Raw genomic sequence first — 22,192 nt, 5'->3', positions numbered from 1 at the left:
GATCGATTTCGAAATCCAGCCGCGGAGCGGCCTCTCCAGCGGAAACGTGGCGGACTCTCAACTCTCAACCATCAACTCTCAACCCTTCCCCTTCTATTTCCCCGGCTTCAAATACTTGTCGAAAAACACCAGCACCAAAGGCCGCAGATCCTTTTGCTTCGGCTGCAGGCTGAAGCTGTGCGGCGCGTCGGGGATGATCTCGACTTGATACGTCGCGCCCTTGGCCTTGAGCTCCGCAGCGAATTTTTCGGATTGCGACACGTCCACCGTCTTGTCCGCGGTGCCGTGCAGGATCAGGATCGGTGCGGAATCCGCGCGCACGTAGGTGATCGGCGAGGCCTTCTTGTAGAGGTCCGGCGCCTCCTCGCTCGTCTTGCCAAACATCACGCTATCGTGCCACTCGGCCATGCTGGCGATGCCGTACATATCCACGCCGCATTGCACCTGACACGGGAAATTGCCGTAAGGCCCTTGCGGATCGAGTCCGTCATTCGGCTGCGTAAGCGTCACGAGCGAAGACAGCGTGCCACCCGCCGAACCGCCGATCACACCGATATGATTCGGGTCGATCTGCAACCGATCCGCATTCGCGCGCAGCCAGCGCACGGCCGTCTTGCAGTCGTAGAGATTCTGCGGCCACGTCGGCCGGCCGATGTCCGCCAGCACATAGTCGATGCTCATGCCGATATAACCATTCCGCGCCAGGGTGCTGCCGATATTCAATTCGCGCGCCGCGTCGCGATGCCCACCGGTAAAGCCGCCGCCGTGAATGATCACCACCGCCGGCACCCGCTGGCCCTGCGGAATTGCCAGCGGCAGATACAGGTCGGCCAATTCCGACCGCCCGGCGCCGAGATAGGACACCCCGCGCTCGAGGCGGATATCCGTGGGGTCGGCCGCCTGGATCGAGGCGACGACCAGGAATAAAGACGACAGGGCAAACAGGAGATATTTCATGGGGGGAATGTTGGGGACGGGACGGTGAGCACATCCCAACCTGTGCCCCAACCTTAGGTGCTTCCGCGGAGCGCGACGTTTTCGCCTCGCCTTAATCCGGGCCGACGATCATTTTCACACCCGTTAACTTCCTTTCTCTATGAGTGATGTATCGCCGCAGGATGACAACGATCTCGGGCTCGCCGCCGTTGCGCTTTTCAAGGACCTCTCGCCGGAGGCGCTAAGCAAGATGTCGACCTTGCTCGAAAACGTGAATTTCAAGACCGGCGACACCATCTTTCACGAGCACGAAAAAGGGGACGCCCTCTACGTCGTCCACTCCGGCAAGGTGCGCATCTGGGTGCACGACGAAGACTCCAGGCCGGTAACGCTCGCCGAGCTTGAGCCCGGCGATTTCTTCGGTGAGATGTCGGTGCTGGACGGCGGGGAACGCTCAGCCAACGCCACCACCACGACCGATTCCATGCTGCATCGCCTGAGCCGCAAGGACTTTCAGGAATTCCTCCTCTCCCATCCGCAAGCCGCGCTGGAAGTCATCCGCGGCATCACCTCCCGTCTCCGCCAGACCAATCTCCTCGTCTCCCAACGCATCAGCCGCAACGTGAACGACGAGATGGACGAGCGTCTCACCTTCGGCCAGCGCATCGCCGACAAGGTGGCCGCCTTTGGTGGCTCGTGGACCTTCATCTTCATTTTCGGCGGTATCCTCTTCGTGTGGATGGGGCTCAATACCTTCCTCCTCTCCCACTTCGGCATCACTGGGGAAAACAAAGACGGCGCGCAATGGGACCCGTATCCCTATATCCTGCTCAATCTGCTGCTCTCCACCCTCGCCGCTCTGCAAGCGCCGGTCATCATGATGTCGCAAAACCGCGCGGCAGAAAAAGACCGCATCGCCGCCGAGCAAGACTACCGCGTCAACCTCAAGAGCGAGCTGATGCTCGAGGAACTCATCCGCAAGACCCGCGCCCAAGATGCCGAGATCGACTTCCTCGTCCACTCGCTCAAGACCGTGAAGGAAAAGCTGGCCTGCGCGGAGGAATAACCGCGATGCAGCCGCCCTGCTCCGTCGGGGCGCAGAGGAAATCTCGATTCCCGCGGCACTCGTGCGACGGCAGAGCGCCGTGATTGCAACTTATCTCCTTGGGTCGCGGACCAACGTCATGGGGCACTAATAAATGAAGAAGCGACACATCCTGGCTGCGATCGGTGCCGTGGTTGTGGTCGCCGCCGTTGGCGCGGGAGCTTACTTCACCGGAGTCTGGATTCCCAACCAGCCCAGCTTCATCGAATTTCCGGTGCGCGGCATTGATGTCTCGAATCACCAGGGGAAGATTCAATGGAACCTGGTGCCTCGCGACTCGGTGGACTTCGTGTACATCAAGGCGACGGAAGGCCGCGATTTTCGGGACGCGCGCTTTACTGAAAATTGGCGGGGTTGCGCGCAAGCCGGGTTGCGGCACGGCGCCTATCATTACTTCACCCAGAAATCGACCGGCCTGCAGCAGGCGGCGAATTTTATCGCCGTGGTTCCAAAGGATCCCGAAGCTTTGCCTCCGGTGGTCGATGTCGAGCTCTGGGGCGCTCCTGCCAATCGGCCGTCGGCCAGGGAATTCCAGCATCAGTTGTCCGATTTCATCGGCGCCGTCCGGGCGTTTTATGGGCGCGAACCGGTCATTTATACGACGAACGATTTTCGCGAGCACTTCCTCCGCGACTATCCCATCCGCCGGCTTTGGATCGCTTCGTTTCTCACCACGCCGCAGCTGCCCGAGAAGATGGAATGGCAATTCTGGCAGTTCTCCGAGAGAGGACGCATCCGGGGGATCAACGACTTCGTGGACCAGAATGTCTTCCACGGCGATCGCGAGGTGTTCGAGACGTTCATTCAGCGAGAGAAGTAGATCATTTGAAAGAGCGAGCCACCGCGCTTGCGTTTTGGGCAGTGTTTTTTCGCGGTGTCATTCTGAGCGGAGCGCTCGCGGGCCAGTGGGGAGCGCGCAGTCGAAGAACCCCGCCGCTTTACGAGCGATGTGCGCTGGTTGTTCGGCCGGATTTGCCCGAGTCCCATGGGTGTCTCGCTGGTTGTTCGACGGGGTTTGCCCCACAGTCCCTTAGGCGTCTCGCGGACTCGGCTTTCGACTGCGTGCCCGCCCCCTTCGCCCCCGGGCACTCCGCTCAGAATGACCGCGAGGAGGGAGCCGTACTCGGATTAAGATTGGGGTAATGTTTTAAGTCGCCGCCTCGCAACAACCACGGCGCTCCTTCCTAAGATTTATTCCTCGGACCGATTGACCGCGAGCGGGGCACGTTCCACCACCCCGTACCCCAACCTCGTTCCTTTCCATGTACCCACTCACTCGCGTTACTTGTCTTTTCACCAGTGCCGCTCTCGCCGTTTCTGCGGTGCACGCGGCCGAACCCGGGCCGCTCGCGTCCGTGCTGCAAGCCGCCGTGGACAAACATGAGGTCGCCGGCACGGTCGTGCTGGTCGCGGACAAGGATCACGTGCTGGACATCGAGGCGGCGGGCTACTCGAACCTGAGTGCGAAGACGCCGATGAAGACCGATGCGCTCTTCTGGATCGCATCGATGACGAAGTCCTTCACCGGCGCCGCTCTCATGATGCTCGTGGACGAAGGCAAGGTGAGCCTCAACGATCCGGTCGAGAAATACCTGCCGGAGTTCAAGGGCCAGATGGTGGCGGAGGACGCTATCGAAATGCATCCGCCGAAACACCCGATCACCGTGCGGGAAATCATGTGTCACACCAGCGGCGTGGTGACTCCGCAAGATCCCGCGTTCAAGGGCAAGACGACTTTGAAAGAGATCGTCGAGACGGTGGGCAAACTGCCGCTGCGCCGTGAACCGGGAACGAAATTCGAATACAACAATTCCGGCATCAATACGGGCGGACGGATCATCGAAGTCGTCACTGGCATGTCATACGCGGATTTCATGCAGCAACGTTTCTTCACCCCGCTGGAATTGAAGGACACGACCTTCTTCCCCACCGAGGAACAAGCGAGTCGCCTGGCCCGCAGCGCCGCTTTTACGGCGGATAAAAAGGGTCTCGAAGATATCGACCACTCCAAGGGCATCACTCCGCAACTCATCACCAAGCTCAGCGAAGGCCAGAACATCAAAGTGCCCCAGCCGTTGCTGGAAAACATGGGCGGCGGGGTGATCTCGGAAATGGTGCATCGCTACGCGCAACCCGCCGGCGGCCTTTATTCCACGGCCAGCGACGTCGGGCGCTTTTGCCAGATGCTGCTCAATGGCGGCACGTGGCACGGCCACCGCTATCTTTCCGACGCGGCGATAAAGACCTTGGCGACGAGCCAGACGGAAGGGGTGTCAGTCAATCCCGTGGAAACCTACAGCGTCGGTCTCTTTGTCAAAATCCGGGACGACGAAGGCCTGGCACCAGGCAGCTTCGGACATCGCGGCGCGCGGCGCACCGTTATGTGGGTGGATCCGGTGCATCAACTCGCCATGGTGGCGCTGCTCCAGCGCATGGACATGAGCGGCGAGCAGCAGAAGGATTTCTACGGCTCGGTCTTCCGCGCGATGGTCGAGAAGTGGGGCAAGAAGCCCTGAATTACGCCAGCACTGCTTTTACCACGTTGCCGCTGATGTCCGTGAGGCGGAAGTCACGGCCCTGGTAGCGGTAGATGAGGCGCGTGTGGTCGATGCCTAAAATTTGCATGATCGTCGCGTTGAGGTCGTGCACGTGGACCGGATCCTGGACGATGTTATAGCAATAATCATCGGTCATCCCGAGCGTGAGGCCGCGCTTCACGCCAGCGCCGGCGAGCAACACGGTGAAGCAACGGGGGTGGTGGTCGCGGCCGTAGTTGTCCGCGGTAAGCGTCCCTTGCGAATAGATCGTCCGGCCGAATTCACCGCCCCAGACGATGAGGGTGTCGTCGAGCAGACCGCGCTGTTTGAGGTCCTTGATCAGCGCCGCGGTCGCCTGGTCGGTGTCGTAGCACTGGCCCTTGATCGCCGTCGGCAATCCACTGTGATGATCCCAGCCCATATGGAAGAGCTGCACGAAGCGGACGTCGCGCTCAGCAAGGCGGCGAGCCAGCAGGCAATTGGCCGCATACGTTCCGGGCTTCTTCACCTCGGGACCATACATCGCCAGCGTCTCAGCCGATTCCTTGGAGAAATCCGTGAGGTCGGGGACGCTGGCCTGCATGCGGAACGCCATCTCGTATTGCGTGATGCGGGTCTGGATTTCGGGGTCGCCGAGCACATCGTGATGCTGCTCATCGAGCGCGTTGAGCTCTTCGAGCGTTTCCTGCCGAGCTTCCCGGTCCACGCCTGGCGGATTCGAAAGATAAAGCACCGGGTCGCCGCTGTTGCGGAATTTGACTCCCTGGTAGCGCGACGGCAGGAAGCCGGAACTCCACAGGCGATCGTAAAGCGGCTGGTCATCACGCCGCCCGGTCCCGAAGGAAGTCAACACCACATAGGCGGGCATGTCCTTGTTGACGCTGCCGAGGCCGTAGCCCACCCACGAGCCGATGCTGGGCCGTCCCGCGAGCTGTGAGCCGGTCTGCATGAACGTGATCGCGGGGTCGTGATTGATCGCCTCGGTGTAGAGCGAGCGCACCATGCACAACTCATCGGCGACTCCACCGAGGTGCGGAAGCAGTTCGCTCAGCACCATGCCGCTTTGGCCGTGCGGCGCGTAGTTGAAGATGGTCGGCGCGACGGGGAATTTCTTTTGCCCCGAGGTCATCGTCGTCAGGCGCTGGCCCTTGCGGATCGAGTCGGGAAGATCTTCGCCGCGGCGCTTGGCCAGCTCGGGCTTGGGATCGAAGAGATCCATCTGCGACGGCGCGCCGGATTGGAAGAGGTAGATGACGCGCTTGGCTTTCGGCGCAAAATTCGGGAAGCCGGCGAGACCGCCCGTCGGCGATTTTGCCGGGGCCGCGGAGAGCTGTTCGCCCAGCAAGGAGCCGAGCGCGGCGAGGCCGATGCCGGAGGCGGAACGCTGCAGGAAGGTCCGGCGAGTGAGGGCCGCGCGCTCCGCGCCGGCGAGTTTGAAGAAATAGGAATCGTTGCAGTTCATGGCTTAAAATTTTGCGGTCATTCGCGGGTGACGACTTCGTCGAGGTTGAGGAGGACGTTCGCGGTCAAGGTGTAAGCGGCGAGTTCGTTCGGATCGACGTTGGCGTCGGGTTTGGAAGAGCCGAAAGCGACGAGCTTTTTCGCGTCGTCACCATCGGTCTGATAGCGCGCAAGCCGGGCGTTCAGGCCCTTGGCCAGCACTTGCAGTTCATTCGGTTTGGGCGAGCGGGAAGTCGCGCGCTTGAAAGCCCAGGCGATGCGCTCCTCGGGCGTGGCGCCGCCTTCGAGGATCATCCGCTGCGCCAGGGCGCGCGCAGCTTCGACGAAGGTCACTTCATTGAGCAGCGAGAGCGCCTGCAGCGGCGTGTCCGTCCGCGAACGATGCACCGTGCAAATCTCGCGCGTCGGCGAATCGAAGATCGCCATCGTCGGCGGGGAAGCAGTGCGTTTCCAGATGGTGTAGAGCGAACGGCGATAGAGGCCTTCACCGGTGTCCGCCTTGTAATTGCGCATGTCGCCGTAGCGGCTCGTCTCGTCCCAGACGCCGTCGGGCATGTAGGGTCGCACACTCGGGCCGCCGACTTTTTCCACAAGCAGACCGCTGATCGCCAGCGCCTGGTCGCGCAACACCTCGGCGGAAAGACGGAAGCGCGGACCGCGTGCGAGCAGGCGATTCTCCGGATCGTGCTCCAGAAATTCGGGCGTGACTTGCGACGACTGCCGATAGGCAGCGCTGGTGACGAGCAGCTTCTGGATTGCTTTCATGTCCCACTTGAGCCGCACGAACTCCGTGGCGAGGAAGTCGAGCAGTTCCGGATTGCTCGGCCACTCGGATTGCGAGCCGAGATTTTCCGTGGTGCGGACGAGACCGATGCCGAAAAATTTTTCCCACGCGCGATTCACCCACACCCGCGCGGTGAGCGGATTTTCCGGCGAGGTGATCCACTCGGCGAGGCCGCGACGATCCATCGGCGCTCCGCGCGGCAACGGCGGCAGGAACGCCGGCAGGCCACGCTGCACCTTTTCCCCATGCTTGTCGTATTCCCCGCGAATGAGCACGTAGGCATCGCGGGGCTGCGGCAGCTCTTTCATGACCATGGTGTTCGGCAGGTCGAGCTTGAAGTCCCCGAGGGCTTTCTTCGCAGCCGCGAGCACCGTCTCGGCGCGTGACGCTGGATTGTCGGTATTGTCGCGGAAGAATTTGAGCAACGCAGCGTGCTGGGCGGCGGTGCGTTTCGCGGCGTCCATATCCAGCGTATCCCGGATCGCCTTCGGCGTTTCGCCGCCATTCAATTTCACCACGCTCGGCGGCTGCGAGCTCATGCTCACTCGGAAGCGGCCGATGTTGTGATTGGCCAGCGCCTCGTGCTTGAGGCGCACCGTGATCGTGGCGTCCGCCGGAATGGTGAGCGGCGTGCTGGCGACGAACATCGCCTTGCGCGGTACTTTCTTCGCCGGGTCGTTGCCATCGATCGCCCAGCCCTTCTTGGCCTTGTCGCGTTTGCCGCGTTTCGGCGAATTGTCCTCGACGATGAGCTTCACCTCATAGCCCTTTTGTTCGTAGTCCGACTCTGCACGGGTGAAGTCCGCCACGAGCTGTTGCGGGAGACTCGGCGCGCTGATCTCCGCCTCGACGGAGGTGAGCACATAGTTGCCGTTGCTGTTGCGGCCAAGGCTGTGGCCGGGCAGCGACGGATCGGGAAACGTCTCGAGCAGCAGCGCGCTGAAATCGCCCGCGGCGATCGGCGCAGTGATGGTGTAGGTATCGTTCGCCGGATTTTTTCCACTGGCCAGCCACGTGCCGTCCTCCAGTCGGGTGAGCGTTGCGCCGCCTTCGCTCTTCGCATCGGCAGCGAGTTCCTGCCACGCCGGTTTCTTGTCCTGCAACTCGTTGCGGAACTTCACCTCCCAATCCTTTTCCAATTGCGGCAACTGCTTCGTGGCCTCGGCCACCTGCTGCTGCGCGGTAGTCACGGCACCTTCCAGTTTCGCAATCTGCGCTTCCTGTGCGGGGGTGGGCAGGTCCAGGATGGGCCGTGAATTGCCGCCGCGCCGGGTGCCCGCGGAGCCGCCAAAATCATCCAGCACGCCATTCTCGTCGCTCGAATTGAAGAAAGCGAAGAACGAATAGAATTCCTTCTGCGAGATGGGATCGAACTTGTGGTCGTGGCAGCGGCAACAGCCGAGCGTGAGACCGAGCCAGGTCTCTCCGGTCGTATTCACGCGGTCGATGACCGTCTCGGCGAACCATTCGTCAACGATGCGGCCGCCTTCACCGTTGAGCCGACAGTTGCGCTGAAAGCCGGAGGCGACGATTTGATCGCGCGTGGCGTTCGGCAGCATGTCGCCGGCGAGTTGCTCGAGGGTGAACTCGTCGAACGGCATGTTGCGGTTGAAAGCATTGATCACCCAATCGCGCCAGTGCCACATCTGGCGGCTGGTGTCGGACTGGAAACCATTGCTGTCCGCGTAACGAGCAAAGTCCAGCCATTGCACGGCCATATGCTCGCCGTAACGCGGCGAGGCGAGCAGGCGATCCGCGAGTTTATTCACGGCCGCCCGCGAGCCGTTGGCCTTCCAATCCTGCACGAAAGCATCGACCTCCGCGGCGGTCGGCGGGATGCCATTCAAATCGAGCGACATGCGGCGGATCACGGTCTCGGGCGCCGCCTCCTTCGACGGCACGAGGCCCTTGGCCGTCATGTTTTTCAAAAGGAAAGCATCGACCGGATTCGCGCTCCAGTCGCCCACGCCATTGCCGTTGTTTTTCCAGTTGAGGTCGGGCAACGGGATCTCGGCCAGCTTCGGCACCGGCGGACGCTCGGGTTTGACGAACGCCCAGTGCCGCTGGTACTGGGCGCCTTGAGCAATCCACTTCTTGACGGTGGCGAGCTGCGCCGGAGTGATCGGCTTATGCAGCTTCGACGGCGGCATGACGTCGTCCGGGTCGGTGGCCTCGAGCCGCTTGATCATCTCGCTCTCCGCGGGCTTGCCCGGCACGATGGCGATATCGCCGGATTCCGACGGCTTCACCGCCGTATCGCGCGTGTCCAGTCGCAAGCCGGCCTTGCGCTTCTTTTCATCCGGGCCGTGGCACTGGAAACAGGTATCCGAAAAGATGGGCCGGATGTCGCGGTTGAACTGCACCTTATCCTCCGCGTGCGACACCGCCGGGAGCGGCAGTGTGAGAGCGAAAAGGGCGACGGAAAGACGGGACGGGCGGCGCATGAATGAGGGGTCTAAAAAGGAATGGCCAAGCGTAGCGGAAGCTTAGCCGCCCAGCGAACGGCCGGGCTTACGGAGTTGCGTAACCCGCTTCGCGGGAACGAGAAAACTGTCGAACCGGAGAGTTGGAAGCCCGGCCGAAAAACGCGTGAGCGATTTGTCGGGGAGACAGAAATCACGCCCGATTCATCGCAGAATATTCCTCACCTGTCTTGTAACGAGAATTCGCTACAAGACCGCCATCCCATGCGGTGACGAACGCCACCGTGTCTCTAGACTCCGCAACCGCCCGCTAATGCGGGAGCGGCGCTGCCGGCAGCGTGTAGAGGACGCCCAAGGCGAGGAAGATCACCCCGCCCAAGGCAAAGAGCAGGCTGACTCCCCAGAAAACCTTGCGCTTGGTGAGCGCAGAGATCGCGCCGACGGCGATGGCGATTTGCAAGAGCGTGACGCCGGCGGCCAGCTTCTTGTGTTTAGCCAGATGCTCCTCCGCTTCGTGCCCCAGAGTCGATGCCTCCTTGGAAATCTCCTCCTGCTCCTTCTTATATTCGGACAGCTTTTCCTCGTCCTTCGCGCTGGGCTTTTTCTCCATGGCATCGAGGAGGGCGATCTTGGTGCTGAGCACCCCGGACTTGATGCCCTTGGACTGGTAATAGGCCCACTGGTCCGAAGCCTTGATCTGGCTGACCATCGCCTCGTTGGCATGATCTCCCGCCAGCAGCGAGGTGATCGCCGCCAAGGCCGCGATGATCGCGGTGCTCAACGCGACCTTCGAGATGAAGGTGTCCGGGTTGTGATGGGCGTGATGTTCGATGTGCTCCTGCACTTGTTCCAACGGGACTTCGGGTTGTTCCATAAATTTCTAGTGGGCGAGATTAGCAGCTTCGCGATCGAAAAAGGCAATGCACTCCTTGAGCTCGTTGACGAGTTGCTCCCCCTTCGCGCCGCTTTCGTATTCCATGGAAAAGGTGCCATGGAAATTCTGGCGCTTGAGTTCCTCCATCATGCCCTTGATGTCGGTCTTGCCCTGCCCATAGGGCACATCCTTTTTCTCCTCGTTCGTGTCCTTGAAATGCGAGGTGATGACGTGGCCGGCGAGCTTCTTGAGGCAATCGACGGCGTTGAGCCCAGAGCGGGTCCAGTGGCCGGTGTCGGCACAAGCACCGATACTCGCGCTATGGCCCTGGATGGCTTTCAACACGATCTCAGGATCGAAGTAGGTCGAAGGCTGCGGGTGATTGTGAATGGCGACCTTGATGCCGTATTCGGCGGTGAGTTTGTCGAGCAGATCGAAGGAATCCGCGGTGGGCTCGGAGACGATGGTCTCGATGCCCATGTCCTTGGCGAAGTCGAAGACCTTGCGATCGGCCGCTTCATCATTGGTCAGCTTCACCACACCATAGTTCGTGACCTTGATCCCGGCGGCGGCAAACTTCGCCTTCAGCGCCGCACGCAATTCCGGCGTGAGCGTGTCGTTGGTATTCACCGGATTTTCCGCGCTGAGCTTCTGCGTGGGATTGAGCTCGAAGTACTTCAGGCCGAGCTCGTGCGTGATATCGATCGTCTCGTAGAGCGTGATCGCACGGAAGGTGTAAGCCTTGGTGGCCAGATGCCAGCCGAGCTTTTCAGCGGCGGAATCATCGCGCGCGGCCGCACTGGCGGCAGTGGCAACCGCGACAAAAGCGAGAAAGAGGGAAGTGAGGGGGAATTTCACGGCGGCCGGGAGCATCTGCGTTTAGACAAAATCCCGCAATGCGAAACAGAGCCGAAAACGACTCTTCCGGAAGATCATGCCGCGTTGCGCCGCCGGCGCCAGGCCACGAGCAGACCGATACCTCCAAGGAGCGACGGCCACGCCGCTGGCTCCGGGATCATCGCGAGACGGAAGCCGGTGTCCGCATTCTCGGTCGTCGGGTCGTTGTAGGAGAAATTGGTCGAGAGGAGGTCCGATGCCGAAAGGCTATCCCAGGCCCCGCCCCGGATGCCTCGCCCCGGACCGACGATGCCATCGTTCCACTCGTTGACATCCCCCATTTGGTCGAAGGTGCCGTAGGGGCTGATCGACATGCTAAAGGCGCCCACGTCGGTCAGGAAGTTTCCCGATTGATTGTGAACAGGGTCGCCGCCGGCAAAAAGGTAGTTCGCCTGATTCGGCTGACTGCCAACCGTATTTCCGGGCGAAGTATTGCTCTGAGCCGCGTCGCTCCAATAGCCACCCGCGCCTCCGTTCAAGGTGGGATCATAATACGCGGCCTTGTACCATTCGCTCTCGCTGGGAATCCAAACCTGGGCATTCGCATTTTTGGTCGCCACACCGGCATTTGCTCCATGCAAGGTGTAGGCACCGTCCTCGGTCGAGCCACTCACCTCACCCAATCCGACGGGCTGCCCGTTGTTCACCCAGTTGGCAAAGCGCGCGGCGTCGAACCAACTCACATAGGTCACCGGCCGCTGCCCATCACCGACTACGGTGTAATGATAGGTGCCATTGACACCCGTCTGGCTGATTCCCGCGATATGGCCATCCGAAGCCATGGAGGCGTTGTAAAGCCCGTAGGCATCCGTTGCGGCCACCGCATTGAGGAAGGCGGTGTATTGCGTCAGCGTCACGTCGTACTTGCCGATATCGTAGTTGTAACTCACAGCGCCGAATTTGTTGCCGGTGGCGAGATCGTTCGCATTGCCAGCGTTGCCGACGGGGACGAATTGATAACCAATATCCGTTGTCGCAGTCGTATTGGATGCGGTCAGCACCGGGTTGGCCAGCGTGGTGGTCGTTCCGGAAGCAGGACTGGAAATCGCACTGGTCGTGAAGGTCGGCGTGGATGTCGTTGTCGGAGCGGCTGACGGGATTTTGACAAACACTCGCAGGCCCTGGCTGATCGACGAAGCCGGCGCGCTCGAAGCGACCGACGGAACGATCGGGCTGCTGACAGGCACCGACGCCGGAATACTCACACTGCTCGCCCGGAACGGAGCCGGCGTGAAGATATTCGTTGCGGGTAGCGGCGGGGAAGTCAGTGGGGTCGTCGTCACCGGCGAGACCGCGGCTGCCGGGGCCGAGTTGAGGGCGAGGCTGCCATTGCTCACCGAAATCGGCACGGCGGCGTAGCTATTCCAAGAGTGGGGACTCGGGACGTTCGCGCTGCTGCTCGAGCCATCATCGATCGGGACGGCATTCTCCCGGAGCGGCATTGTCGAAGAGCGGAAGATGGCGGAAGGAGGAAGCGCAGCCGCCATGGTCTGCACGTCGCCCAGCGGGTTGAGGGCCAGCAGGTTGAGTATCGACTCGAAGCGGGGTTGGCCTTCGCGAGTGCCTGGGTCGCGAAAAGGCGCATCGAAATCCCCGGCTGCGGAGGAACCGGAGTCGCCCAGTTGCTGCCGTAACATACCCAGAAGCGACGGCCCTCTCGTGGCCCCGCTCGTCTTGCCAAAACTCTCTCGCGACTCGGCCGGCCCGGCCTCTCCCCCGCTTCCCCACCATTTGCTATCCGTTTTCCCGTCGTATTTCGGCACGACACCCGCGATCGCCACGTGGAGGGACGACGTGCCTTTTTTCACCTCAGGCGTCTTCGAAAAGGGGTGATCGTGAGTGGCGATCGTTTCGAAGGTGTCGTCAAAGGCGGAAGGCAGCATCCACGCCGCTGCCAGCAAAGCGCTACCAACTGCCAATGCAAAGCGCGGCCTCAGCAAGACATGCCGGATGGTCCCTGATCGACTGAACTGTAGTGATTGCATCGAGGGGTGTCGAGATGGGCGATCGGGGTGGGCAGAGGGCACACCAACGGTGGAAAGTTGTCCAGTACTTCCGCCGGTGTGCTCCGGCGAGGGGATCAGAGCAATTGGCGGGCCTAAAATAGGGGAAATCCCGTAGACCGGTGCAGAAAACACCTGAGCCTCCTCGATAGAACACCCACGACGAAATCTAGAAAATCACTACAAAACCCCTACGAGGAGGACGGAGAAAAAGCGCCACTGCCGGATGCCCGACGCTATCCCTCGTCCTCGCCATCCGGGATGGCCGATTCACCGCGATCGAGTCGCAGGACCTTTTTTCGCAAGGTCACCCGGTTCATCTTGGTTTCGCGGGCCAGGACAGTGGGCTTGCCGCCGAAATGCGCCAGGAGGTGCTGCAACGCCATCGATTCCAAGGCATCGTGCATCTCGCGATAGCTCGCCCCAGCGGCGAGTTGGCGCTGGAGCCAGGCGCCGAGCGCGGTATCGAGGACATCGGATGGGGCCGGGGCGGCGTCCCGGGTCTCGCGCAATTCCCGCGGGAAATGATGGGGCAAAATCACGCCGCCACTCGAAACGGCAATGGCATGTTCGAGGGCGTTGCGCAGTTCGCGGACGTTGCCCGGCCAGGTGTAGCGCTGGAGCAGATCGAGCGTGGCCGGGGCGAGCTGGCGCGGTTGTGTTCCGCCGATTGAGCCGAGGAAATAAGTGGCCAGCGCCGCGATGTCGCCGGGACGCTCGCGCAGGGCGGGCATGGTGATCTCGAGGACGTGCAGTCGGTAATAGAGGTCTTCGCGGAAACGCCCGGCACGCACTTCCTCGCGCAGGTCTTTATTCGTTGCAGTCACGAGACGGAGATCGACGCGCAAATCCTCGCGGCCGCCGACCCGGGTAAACGTGCGCTCTTCCACAAAGCGCAGGAGCTTCGCCTGGATGGCCGGCGAAATGTCCGCGATTTCATCGAGGAAAAGCGTTCCACCGCGGGCGCGCTCGAGATGGCCTTCGCGCGAGGTCAACGCGCCGGTGAAAGAGCCTTTCTCGTGGCCGAACAATTCGCTCTCCAGCAGATGCTCGGGCAGCGCAGAGCAGTGCAGCGTGACGAAGGGCGCTTCGCTGCGGGCGCTATTGGTATGAATGACGCGCGCGGCCAGGGTCTTGCCCGTGCCGGTAGGACCGGAAATCAGCACCGGGGCATCGCTGGTGCAAGCGTGCGCGATTTCCACGAAACAACGCTGCATGGCCGGCGCGGCACCGATGAGCAGCGACGGCGAAGCTTGTACGGAAGGCGTCGGGACCGCGGCGGGGCTGGCCAGTTGGCGGATCGTTTCCTGGACCTCGGGGAGGTCGAGCGGCTTCACGAGATAGCCGGCCGCACCGAGCTTTTTCGCGGCCACCGCGTTGTCGAGATTGCCGTGCGCCGTGATGATGAGCGAGGGGATTGCCGGAGCACGCCGGCGGATCTGCTTGAGTACCTCCAACCCGCTCATGTCAGGCAGGCCAATGTCGAGAATCGCGAGCGCGAAGTCGCCGCGCGCCAGTTCCTCCAAGCCACGCTGACCACTCGAGCACAATTGCGCGTCGTGACCGAGCCGCTTGCAAATCGCCCCGAGCGCGCTGGCGACCGCGTGTTCGTCTTCGATGATGAGGATGGAGGTCATGAAAGGCAGAACATCGAACATCCAACGTCCAACACCCAACATCCAATGGCGCAAGCGTAAGGCGCGGTGGCTTCTTTCATTGGAGGTTGGATGTTGGGTGTTGGGTGTTGGATGTTGGAATTACGGGCAGCTCCATCGTCACCACGGCGCCGCCTTCAGCGGCATTGGAGACGAGCAGTTTGCCAAAATGTGCCTTGAGGATTTCCGCGGTCACGCTCATGCCGATGCCCATGCCGCCTTCCTTCTCCGAGAAAAAAAGATCCGCATGATGGAGCAGTGCGGATTCGGAAAAGCCCGGACCCGTATCCTGAAAAATGAGAACCACGGACGCGCCATTTTCTCCGCGGATGATCACCGTCCCACCTTTGGGCATCGCCTGAACGGCGTTGAGCGTGACGTTGCCGATGGCCTGGGCGAGGCGGCTGGTATCGACCCGCGCTCGCAGGCCGGCAGGCACTTCATTTACCAGCCGGACACGCGCGTGGTTCGCTTGCGGGGTGAGCGTGCGGATGACGCTGGCTACGATGTCGCCGAGATCCGCCGCTGTCATTTGCGGCGGCTGCGGACGCGCCAGGAACATCCACTGTTGCACGAGGCCCTCGATCTTCGAGGCCTCGCCGAGCAGCACAGGCAACGATTCGTTCGCCGTGCTGGCCAGATCGCCATTGTGCGCGGAGCCGATGAGCTGGGCGTGCATGCGGATCGCCGCCAGCGGATTGCGAATCTCGTGAGCCAGGCCCGTAGCCATGCGGCCTAGAATGGCGAGCCGTTCGGCCTGCTCGCGGCGCGTACGCTCCTCGGCCAGTTGCGCGCGGGTGGCGAGATAAGCGCGGGCGAGTTGGCCGATTTCATCCGAGCGCTCGGCGCCAGGCAAGGCGCCGCCGGGATCGTTCTCGATCTGTGGCAGGCGCTCCGCCAGCAGCCGTAGCGGACGCACAAACCCACTGGCCAACACCCAGGCAAGAGCCACCGAAAAAACCCAGAAAGCCACCAGCAACGCCAGCGTCTCGGTGTGCACGAGAAACGACCACGCCGGCTGCACTTCGCGGACGAGGATGAGGCTCAGGTCATTCTCCAGCGGCACGGCGATCGCCTCGAAATCCCGCCCCGCGGGTACGATGCCCCGCTCCGGACCGAGCGTCCGCAGGAGGTCGCGATGCGACTCGAGCGGCCCGGTCACCGGCGGGATCGTTTCCTGGCTCTGGCTCATGGCGAGGCCGCCGTCACTATTTGTCATGTCCCAGGCCCGCCGCCGAAAGAAGACGTGCATGTTCAAAACGCGGCTGAGGTAATCGGCGACGCGCTCGTTGGCCGGCAGGCGCGCGCTCTTGATGAAATCCGCATTGGTCCGCGCGAGCGTGGCGAAGACGTGGCGCGACTCGCGTTCCGCCGCCGCATGCAGCCACAGCGCCAACGCCGTGGATCCCGCCACGACGAAGAGCAAAAACGGCAGCGCGAGGCGCAACCAGAGACTCGAGATACGACGGACGGACATGTGATGAGGAAAGACGACGGAGGGATAGAAATTGTACAGCGATGAGGCTGGCGAGGCTAATTCCTATCCCGATTTCACGATGAAATGCGGGCGGAGATCAGCATGCGCCTCTCTAGCAAAGAGCGGGCCGCGAGATGGCACACCCGTTGCTTGCCCGCGGGGCTGTCCGTTTACCCAAACAAACACCCCACACCCTTCAACTCATTGCATGGTTCCCCACCCTGTCAAAATTACCCTCCTTACCCTTGCCTCCGCCTCCACGCTGATCGCCGCGGAAACACCGGCTGCACCCGCGCCGTCGTCCAACGCGCCGACCACCCGCTTGCCGGAGACGACCAGCACGGCTTTCAACTCCGTGCTGAGCGAGAATACGCCGATCGGTGAAACCGGCCGCCCCGAGTGGACCAGCGCCCGGCGTTTCACCGGCACGCGCGTTTACATCCAGCAGGAGCCCTGGGAAGTGGGCCTCGAAAGCTGGTGGCGCATCAAGAACCACCGCGACGGCACGGAATCGCACCGGCTGCTCGAGGAGGTGGAAATCGGCCTGCCCTACCGCATGCAGCTCGATCTCTACCAGGACATTGAGGGCGACCAGAAAGGCCACTTCCACTACCAGAGCTTCAACATCGAGCTGCGTTATGCGCTCGCCGATTGGGGCAAGATCTGGGGCAACCCCACCTTCTACGGCGAATACAAGATCGCTGATCACCAATGGGGCCCGGACGTCTATGAGCTGAAGGCGCTCTTCGGCGGCGACTTCGCCTCGCGCTGGCACTGGGGCGTGAACTTCGTGTGGGAAGCCGAGACCGGCGGCGATCGCGAATACGAATTCCAGATCCCGCTCGGCCTGAGCTATTCGCTCATCGATGGCAAACTCGGGGTCGGCGTCGAAGTGCTCTACGATCACGACACGATCAAGGGCGAGCGCGGTCACCCGGCGCACCAACTCAACATCGGCCCAAGCGTCCAGTGGCGCCCGACGCGGAACTGGCACGTGGATCTCTCCTGCCAGTGGGGCACGAACAATTCCTCGGATCGCGAAATCGGCTGGCTCATCGTGGGCTACGATTTCGGCCGGACCGGCCACGCCGAGCGCTCCTACACCCCGGTGAGCGGACGGCAGGATTAAAGGGTGCTCTCGTCGCGGCATGCCCCGTAGCGCGCTTATCTTGTCATGTGCCATTCATGGCAGTGTGCTGGCCCTCGTGGGCTGGTCATCACTGTTCTGGGCGCCACGTCTTGATCCTGGCAGGACCGAGATAAGCGTGTCTCTTTCGCCGGGAGATAATGCGCTGGTGTCGGAGGAATTTCCCGCGCCGCAACCTGCGCAAGATACCGCTGCCGAGCCGGTGGAGACGAGTTTCGCTCCACCGGCGCCGGCGTTGGAACCGACGCCCGTGCCCATGCCGATGGCGGAGTCTATGCCGCCATTGATTGCGACTACCGCGGAGGCGCCACCACCGTTGCCCGTATTCCCACACGCGAAAAAAGAGCGGGCCTCCAAGACGGGCGGCGTGACTGCGCGGCGGAGCACTTCGAGCCATAGCGCGGCTGCCGGCCTGGCTGCGGGAGGCGCTGGCGCCGGCGGAAATTATCTGCCGCCGCATTTCCTGACTCGCTACAAGCCGCCGTATCCCGCAGAGGCCCGCGCGCAGCGAATCGAAGGCGTGGTGATGCTGCTCGTCGCCGTCGACGCGGAAGGCCGGGTGACGAGTGCGAGCGTCAGCCAGGGAAGCGGCCACGCCATGCTCGATCGCGCCGCCCTCGAAGCCGTGCACACGTGGCGTTTCAGCCCAGCGACGCAGAACGGCCGGCCCGTCTCCGCGACGGTGGAGATCCCCATCCGGTTCAATTTCTCGGCATAAGTCCCGGCCGATTTACAGATGCCTCTCCACTCTACCGAGGCGCGATACGCGGCGGGATGCGCTCCTGAGCGCCCCTAATTTTCCGGCGAAGGCGGAGCAATTAACTCGACCCTTCCACCCACCACATCCGTACAAATGAAAACGCCTCTTGGGTGGAAACCCGAGAGGCGCTTTCTGTCCGGGGAGAGAACGGTGCAAGTCTTAGGGCAGAGATGCGTTCCTGACAAGAATTATTTCAGCAATTCTGCAGAGTATGGCAACTCTAGCAACGAACGCGACACCGTCCGTAAATGTAAGGAGTTCTATTTACGTTATTTAGCCGTAGTGACCGGTGCAGGTGCAGGCGCGGGTTCCGGCGGTTCGTAAACGTGGGAAAAACGTTCGATCGAGAGCGCCCGGCCGGTCGGTTCGTCGATTTCGACGATCGCGCCGAGCAATTTCACCGGCCCGCGCGCTACCGGGTAGAGAATCGGACGCCCGGTGAGAAAACGCTCGATGATCGGCTGGATCTCGCGCCCCAGGCAGCTCTCGCTCGGCCCGCACATACCGGCATCGCACAGGAAGGCCGTGCCACCGGGGAAAATCTGTTCATCCGCCGTCTGGGTGTGCGTGTGGGTGCCGCACACCGCGCTGACTTTGCCATCGAGGAAACGCCCCATGGCGATCTTCTCGCTGGTCGTCTCGCCATGCACATCCACGAAGATGATCGGCGTCTCCTCGCGCACCCGCTTGACCTCCGCGTCGATGGCCAGAAACGGATTTTCCAGCGGCGGATTCATGAAAGTGCGGCATTGCACATTGATGACACCGACCTTGCCCTTCGGTGTCTCGAGCACAATGGAGCCGGCGCCCGGCGTATTCGCCGGATAGTTCAGCGGACGCAACAGCCGCGGCTCGGTATCGATGAAGGGAACGATTTCCTTTTGATCCCAAATGTGATCGCCGCTGGTGATGACCGCGATGCCGCAGCGCAGCAGATCGATGGTGATCTTCGGCGTGATGCCACGCCCATTGGCGGCGTTCTCGCCGTTGACCACGACGAAATCGATTCCTCGCTCTTCGCGAAGGCGCGGGACGGTCTCGATGACCGCACGCCGTCCGGGTTCACCGACGACATCACCGAGAAAAAGGAGTTTCAGCATCGGAAAGGTGTTATCCGTTTTGGCGCGCAGGGCACGCTAAAAACGGAAGTTGAGAGTTGAGGGTTGATAGTTGAGAGCCGCGTGGGGTTTGCGGGGGCATGCGCCTAAAGAAAACGTGGAATGAAATTCATGGGGGTACGCAGACAGGATAAAAATTAAAACCGCGAATGAACGCGAATTGAAGTGAGCCTGGGATTTCTGTTTCCCTCCATTCGCGTTCATTCGCGGTTCTTTTCGAATTCCAAAAAAAGAAAAGGCCCGCGAATCACTTTCGTGATTCACGGGCCGGAGATCCGCGGTCAGCGGATATTGCGATTAGCGCGCGGCGGCTTTCACCGGCTCGGCCGAAGGCACGATCTCGTACTTGTGCGGCACGGGCTGGTTGGCCTTGTAGATCTGCGCTTCGAAGTCGGCGGCCTTGCCGAGGAGTTCGGCGACCTTCGACTTCTGGCCTTCATACCACTTGTCGAATTCCGCCTTCTTCGCGGCGTACTGCGGATCGCTCTCGGCGACTTTCGCAAGATCGCGGCGCTTGCCCTTGAGCTGGCTGTACTGGTCGCGCAGCGGGTGGTACGCTTCGTTGTTCCGCTGCTGGTTGAGCGTCGCGACTTTGAGCGCCTGCTGATACTCGGGCGTCTTGGCGTTTTCCTCGAGCTCCACGCCGAAGGCCAGTTGGCCGGCGGCATAGGAGCCGATCGTTTCGCCATCGATCTTCAGGTCATACTTGCCCGCCTTGAGGCCGCGCACGCTGACCTTCTCGTTGGAATAGTGATGGCCGGCGTGAACCATCTTGTAGCCTTCCTGCGCATCAGCCGGGAGCACCCACGGCAGTTTGTCCGCGGCGAAGGTGAAGCTCACGTTGGTGTCGGTGCCGTTGAAATCGGTGATCTTGCCGCCATTGGCGGTAGGCGTCAGCTTGCCAGCCTTGTCATCCACCATGATCTGCGTGCACTGCGAGCGGGGCACGATGTCCTCGAGAATGGACATAGCCATCACCACCTGGCCGGTCGGCGCGGGATGCACGCCATCGGGGATCATGGTGAAGTTCGCCACCTTCTTGCGTTGGGTGATGGTCAGGTCATTGAGCGGCGCCCACATGTCCACGAAGCCAAGGCCACGATTCTGCGCCTGCTCGTGCAGCCACGCGCCGTAGAGGGCGAGCACGCCATTGTAGTAAGTGTTGCGCGGCTCGGCCTTGTCGCCCCGCATCACCTTCGAGCGTGAGTCGAACATCGTGGGCGTCATCGGAATGGCCGTGGCGCCGAGGCCGGCGATCTTGTCCAGCAGCGTGGTCATGTCCTGCTGGTAGGTATCGAAGATGGCCTTGTCGAAATCGCGATAGGCGCCGTCGTTCATGCCGAGGAGGATGGTGACGTAGTTCGGCTTGTAGTTGGCCACGTCTTCATCGAAGCGGATGAGCGCGTCCTTGGCGCGGTCGCCGCCCACGCCCGCATTATGGAAGTGGATGTGGAGCTTCGGATAGCGCGTGTAGAAATAGTCCTCGATATACTGCGTGTAGAGGCACTGGTGGGTAATGGAATCGCCGAGGAAGACGAGCGTGTCGCCGTCCTTGAGATTGATGCTGTCGACGAACGGCTTGAGGTCCGTCGGAGCGGCCGGCGCCGCCGGTTTGTTGTCCGCCGCAAATGCGATGGATCCGGCGATGAGAGTGGCAAGAGACGTGGCTAGGATACGTTTCATGGAGGGTTTTTCTAGGGTAGGTGTGCGGGAAGAAAACCCGACCAATGGGGCCTTCTTGGGGAAAAACAAAACTGGTTTTTCAAGAGGCCAGTGAAGTCTCAGCGCAAATCAAAGTTTGCAGTGTCTTTCAAAAAATTTGAGCGTGAACGTCTTTACATTGTCATACCCACCCCCTTTTTCCCACATGAGCAGACGTTTTCCGCAGATCCTCGCCCTTGTCGCCCTGGCCCTGACGGGGACGGTTTGCGCCCAGAGTGAACCTGCGACTGAGCCCTCCGTCCTCGCCGTGGCCAAGGCCATGCCGGCGGTGGTGAACATCAACACGGAACGCGTGGTGCAGCACACCATCCGCGATCCGTACGACGAGTTCTTCAACAATTTCTTCGGCGGCCCGATGCGGCGGCCGCGCGTGCTCTCGCAAAAAGTGCAGAGCCTCGGCTCGGGATTCATCGTCGATCCCGCGGGCTATATCGTGACGAACGAACACGTGGTCCAGCGCGCCGCGGAACTGAAAATTTCCGTCACGACGTCGGATGGCAAAACTTACAACGCGCGCTATGTGGCCGGTTCGCAGGATGCCGATCTCGCCTTCCTGAAGATCGATGCGCCGCAGGCGCTGCCGTTCATCAATCTCGAACAGCTTTCGCCGAACCTGCTCGGTGAGACAGTGCTGGTGCTGGGCAATCCGCTGGGCTACGGCAGCTCCGTGGCGCGCGGGATTTTGAGCGCGAAGAAGCGCACCGTGACCGTCGATGACGTCGAGTATCGCAACCTCATTCAGACGGATGCGGCGATTAATCCGGGCAACAGCGGCGGCCCCGTGGTGGATATCGGCGGCAAGCTCGTCGGCGTGAGTTCGGTGAAGATGGCCTTCACGCCACAGGGCGTGCCGACGCAGGGTCTCGGCTTCGCCATTCCCGGCGAAGTGGTGCGCCAAAAAGTCGAGGAGTTCAAAAAAATTGCCGCGGGCAAAAAGGTGGAAAAGCCGGTCGCGAACCGTGCGCTGGCGCGAAAATTTTTCGGCCTGCAATTGCAGGATCTCACTCCGGAACTCGCCAAAACGCTGGGTTACGCGCCGGGCACCGGCGTATTGATTGCCGATGTGGACGAAGGTTCGGTGGCGGAACAGGCCGGAATCAAACGAGGCCTTGTCATCAGCCAGATCGGCCGTTATCCAGTCACCTCCTCCAAGCAGATCGAAGATCTGCTGACTCAGATTGACACCGGCTCGGTCGTCGATTTTGCCGTGGGCGTCATCCGACGCATTCGCGGCCAGGCGATCCAGCAGGAGCAAACCATCAGTCTGACTGCACGCTGATTTTTAAATTCCCC

Annotated in this window: 16 protein-coding genes; 6 read left to right on the top strand and 10 right to left on the bottom strand. The window is 61.5% G+C overall.

The window, feature by feature from the left end; all coding sequences use genetic code 11:
- Positions 1-93 precede the first annotated feature (93 nt).
- Positions 94-957, bottom strand: coding sequence for an alpha/beta hydrolase (locus CFE428DRAFT_RS11200; RefSeq protein ID WP_006979644.1), 864 nt, complete (start codon positions 955-957; stop codon positions 94-96).
- A 139-nt stretch (positions 958-1,096) separates the two neighbouring features.
- Here CFE428DRAFT_RS11200 and CFE428DRAFT_RS11195 point away from each other — a divergent pair, with 139 nt between their 5' ends.
- The 3 genes from CFE428DRAFT_RS11195 to CFE428DRAFT_RS11185 all read left to right on the top strand — a co-directional run bounded on the left by CFE428DRAFT_RS11195 (position 1,097) and on the right by CFE428DRAFT_RS11185 (position 4,557).
- A complete protein-coding gene (locus CFE428DRAFT_RS11195) occupies positions 1,097-2,002 on the top strand; it encodes a DUF1003 domain-containing protein (RefSeq protein WP_006979643.1) in 906 nt (301 codons plus the stop codon).
- 133 nt (positions 2,003-2,135) lie between these two features.
- A complete protein-coding gene (locus CFE428DRAFT_RS11190; protein ID WP_006979642.1) occupies positions 2,136-2,861 on the top strand; it encodes a glycoside hydrolase family 25 protein in 726 nt (241 codons plus the stop codon).
- Between the two features lie 442 nt (positions 2,862-3,303).
- Entirely contained in the window at positions 3,304-4,557 is a 1,254-nt protein-coding gene (locus CFE428DRAFT_RS11185) for a serine hydrolase domain-containing protein (RefSeq protein WP_006979641.1), read from the top strand.
- A gap of 1 nt (position 4,558) precedes the next feature.
- On the opposite strand, the gene CFE428DRAFT_RS11180 is transcribed toward CFE428DRAFT_RS11185, so the two are convergent.
- From CFE428DRAFT_RS11180 to CFE428DRAFT_RS11150, 7 genes are all read right to left on the bottom strand, one after another.
- Positions 4,559-6,040 carry a DUF1501 domain-containing protein gene (locus CFE428DRAFT_RS11180; protein ID WP_006979640.1) on the bottom strand — a complete coding sequence of 494 codons (1,482 nt, stop codon included), beginning with the start codon at positions 6,038-6,040 and terminating at the stop codon, positions 4,559-4,561.
- 17 nt (positions 6,041-6,057) lie between these two features.
- On the bottom strand, positions 6,058-9,267 hold the full coding sequence (locus CFE428DRAFT_RS11175) for a PSD1 and planctomycete cytochrome C domain-containing protein (RefSeq protein ID WP_006979639.1): 3,210 nt from the start codon (positions 9,265-9,267) through the stop codon (positions 6,058-6,060).
- 289 nt (positions 9,268-9,556) lie between these two features.
- Positions 9,557-10,120: a DUF4337 domain-containing protein gene (locus CFE428DRAFT_RS11170; protein WP_006979638.1), complete on the bottom strand. Its 564-nt coding sequence runs from the start codon at positions 10,118-10,120 to the stop codon at positions 9,557-9,559.
- Positions 10,121-10,126: 6 nt separating this feature from the next.
- Positions 10,127-10,978: a sugar phosphate isomerase/epimerase family protein gene (locus CFE428DRAFT_RS11165; protein ID WP_157447481.1), complete on the bottom strand. Its 852-nt coding sequence runs from the start codon at positions 10,976-10,978 to the stop codon at positions 10,127-10,129.
- A 74-nt stretch (positions 10,979-11,052) separates the two neighbouring features.
- Complete coding sequence (locus CFE428DRAFT_RS33440) at positions 11,053-12,900, bottom strand: formylglycine-generating enzyme family protein (RefSeq protein ID WP_006979636.1); 1,848 nt, start codon at positions 12,898-12,900, stop codon at positions 11,053-11,055.
- Positions 12,901-13,256: 356 nt separating this feature from the next.
- Positions 13,257-14,657: a sigma-54-dependent transcriptional regulator gene (locus CFE428DRAFT_RS11155; RefSeq protein WP_042724833.1), complete on the bottom strand. Its 1,401-nt coding sequence runs from the start codon at positions 14,655-14,657 to the stop codon at positions 13,257-13,259.
- Between the two features lie 76 nt (positions 14,658-14,733).
- The gene (locus tag CFE428DRAFT_RS11150; protein WP_006979634.1) at positions 14,734-16,152 is read right to left on the bottom strand and encodes a sensor histidine kinase; all 1,419 of its coding nucleotides are present in this window, start codon (positions 16,150-16,152) and stop codon (positions 14,734-14,736) included.
- Positions 16,153-16,360: 208 nt separating this feature from the next.
- Here CFE428DRAFT_RS11150 and CFE428DRAFT_RS11145 point away from each other — a divergent pair, with 208 nt between their 5' ends.
- Entirely contained in the window at positions 16,361-17,281 is a 921-nt protein-coding gene (locus CFE428DRAFT_RS11145) for a transporter (protein WP_006979633.1), read from the top strand.
- 136 nt (positions 17,282-17,417) lie between these two features.
- Entirely contained in the window at positions 17,418-18,017 is a 600-nt protein-coding gene (locus CFE428DRAFT_RS11140; RefSeq protein ID WP_131989266.1) for an energy transducer TonB, read from the top strand.
- A 311-nt stretch (positions 18,018-18,328) separates the two neighbouring features.
- Here CFE428DRAFT_RS11140 and CFE428DRAFT_RS11135 read toward each other — a convergent pair whose 3' ends face one another.
- Both CFE428DRAFT_RS11135 and CFE428DRAFT_RS11130 read right to left on the bottom strand, forming a co-directional pair.
- Positions 18,329-19,159, bottom strand: a complete 831-nt coding sequence (locus CFE428DRAFT_RS11135; protein ID WP_006979630.1) for a TIGR00282 family metallophosphoesterase — start codon at positions 19,157-19,159, stop codon at positions 18,329-18,331.
- A gap of 315 nt (positions 19,160-19,474) precedes the next feature.
- Positions 19,475-20,860 carry an SGNH/GDSL hydrolase family protein gene (locus CFE428DRAFT_RS11130; RefSeq protein WP_006979629.1) on the bottom strand — a complete coding sequence of 462 codons (1,386 nt, stop codon included), beginning with the start codon at positions 20,858-20,860 and terminating at the stop codon, positions 19,475-19,477.
- Between the two features lie 184 nt (positions 20,861-21,044).
- On the opposite strand from CFE428DRAFT_RS11130, the gene CFE428DRAFT_RS11125 reads away from it, so the two are divergent.
- Positions 21,045-22,178, top strand: a complete 1,134-nt coding sequence (locus CFE428DRAFT_RS11125) for a trypsin-like peptidase domain-containing protein (RefSeq protein WP_006979628.1) — start codon at positions 21,045-21,047, stop codon at positions 22,176-22,178.
- Positions 22,179-22,192: the final 14 nt, after the last annotated feature.

The sequence above is a fragment of the Chthoniobacter flavus Ellin428 genome (genome assembly GCF_000173075.1).
Lineage (GTDB): Bacteria > Verrucomicrobiota > Verrucomicrobiia > Chthoniobacterales > Chthoniobacteraceae > Chthoniobacter > Chthoniobacter flavus.
The sequence above is the reverse complement of the archived record's forward strand: the minus strand, read 5'-3'. Positions and strand labels throughout refer to the sequence as shown.

What these genes read in the sequence shown, in the direction of transcription:
- CFE428DRAFT_RS11190 (WP_006979642.1), top strand. Translation starts at nt 2,136, where the DNA reads ATGAAGAAGCGACACATCCTGGCTGCGATCGGTGCCGTGGTTGTGGTC.
- CFE428DRAFT_RS11150 (WP_006979634.1), bottom strand. Translation starts at nt 16,152, where the DNA reads ATGTCCGTCCGTCGTATCTCGAGTCTCTGGTTGCGCCTCGCGCTGCCG.
- CFE428DRAFT_RS11185 (WP_006979641.1), top strand. Translation starts at nt 3,304, where the DNA reads ATGTACCCACTCACTCGCGTTACTTGTCTTTTCACCAGTGCCGCTCTC.
- CFE428DRAFT_RS11170 (WP_006979638.1), bottom strand. Translation starts at nt 10,120, where the DNA reads ATGGAACAACCCGAAGTCCCGTTGGAACAAGTGCAGGAGCACATCGAA.
- CFE428DRAFT_RS11145 (WP_006979633.1), top strand. Translation starts at nt 16,361, where the DNA reads ATGGTTCCCCACCCTGTCAAAATTACCCTCCTTACCCTTGCCTCCGCC.
- CFE428DRAFT_RS11195 (WP_006979643.1), top strand. Translation starts at nt 1,097, where the DNA reads ATGAGTGATGTATCGCCGCAGGATGACAACGATCTCGGGCTCGCCGCC.
- CFE428DRAFT_RS11180 (WP_006979640.1), bottom strand. Translation starts at nt 6,040, where the DNA reads ATGAACTGCAACGATTCCTATTTCTTCAAACTCGCCGGCGCGGAGCGC.
- CFE428DRAFT_RS33440 (WP_006979636.1), bottom strand. Translation starts at nt 12,900, where the DNA reads ATGCTGCCTTCCGCCTTTGACGACACCTTCGAAACGATCGCCACTCAC.
- CFE428DRAFT_RS11155 (WP_042724833.1), bottom strand. Translation starts at nt 14,657, where the DNA reads ATGACCTCCATCCTCATCATCGAAGACGAACACGCGGTCGCCAGCGCG.
- CFE428DRAFT_RS11135 (WP_006979630.1), bottom strand. Translation starts at nt 19,159, where the DNA reads ATGCTGAAACTCCTTTTTCTCGGTGATGTCGTCGGTGAACCCGGACGG.
- CFE428DRAFT_RS11125 (WP_006979628.1), top strand. Translation starts at nt 21,045, where the DNA reads ATGAGCAGACGTTTTCCGCAGATCCTCGCCCTTGTCGCCCTGGCCCTG.
- CFE428DRAFT_RS11175 (WP_006979639.1), bottom strand. Translation starts at nt 9,267, where the DNA reads ATGCGCCGCCCGTCCCGTCTTTCCGTCGCCCTTTTCGCTCTCACACTG.
- CFE428DRAFT_RS11200 (WP_006979644.1), bottom strand. Translation starts at nt 957, where the DNA reads ATGAAATATCTCCTGTTTGCCCTGTCGTCTTTATTCCTGGTCGTCGCC.
- CFE428DRAFT_RS11130 (WP_006979629.1), bottom strand. Translation starts at nt 20,860, where the DNA reads ATGAAACGTATCCTAGCCACGTCTCTTGCCACTCTCATCGCCGGATCC.